The sequence below is a fragment of the Streptococcus intestinihominis genome (genome assembly GCF_046824975.1).
GTDB lineage: Bacteria > Bacillota > Bacilli > Lactobacillales > Streptococcaceae > Streptococcus.
In genome coordinates, this window is sequence record NZ_JBKQBL010000002.1 from 177,476 (window position 1) to 178,075 (window position 600).

1 protein-coding gene and 1 pseudogene are annotated in these 600 nt (G+C 35.7%); both read right to left on the bottom strand.

The window, feature by feature from the left end:
- Positions 1 to 404, bottom strand: a 404-nt coding sequence (locus ACLOR3_RS04170) for a DNA-processing protein DprA (protein ID WP_412037016.1), incomplete at its 3' end; no start/stop codon positions are given.
- Positions 405 to 480: 76 nt separating this feature from the next.
- Positions 481 to 600: pseudogene (locus ACLOR3_RS04175) on the bottom strand (ROK family protein); the annotation flags it as partial.

The window sequence follows — 600 nt, forward strand, 5'->3', positions numbered from 1 at the left end:
ATCAATTCATTATTTAACTCGTTAATGATTTTCTCGACAGATTGAATTCCTGTACGGCTACAGGATCGACTCCCTACAACCGCAATCTTTGGCTGTTTAAGAAGATCAATATTGCCTAAGTAAAACAACAAAACAGGTGGGTTATGCATCCAGAGAAGCTCTTCAGGATATTCCGGATCCATAATGGAAATCGAATCAAACTCCTTAAACTCTTCTCTCAAGACCTTGTCATCAATCCGGATATACCGTTCCATAAATAGTGTTTGATTGCGACAACCTGAAATTTTTGCCATTAATTCTAAAGAGGGCCACTCCCCATTCATTTCCCAGTAATTGACAATGTTATAAACCTGTAGATTTGACAGGCCAGCAACCTTTAATTTATAAAGTTCATATTTGTTCATTCGTAAACCTCATTTTCTACTATCTATTTATAATATTCGTAAAAGAAAACAAAAAAAGCTCTAAAAATAGAACTTTTTAATGATTTTCTAAGATGTTAAAATGACAAACTGCCCCCAAAAGATTACTTGAGTTGTGGTAACGAGCTGCTTGAATCTCCACTAAAGAAAATCGTTGCTCCCCACTTTCCTCCATCAG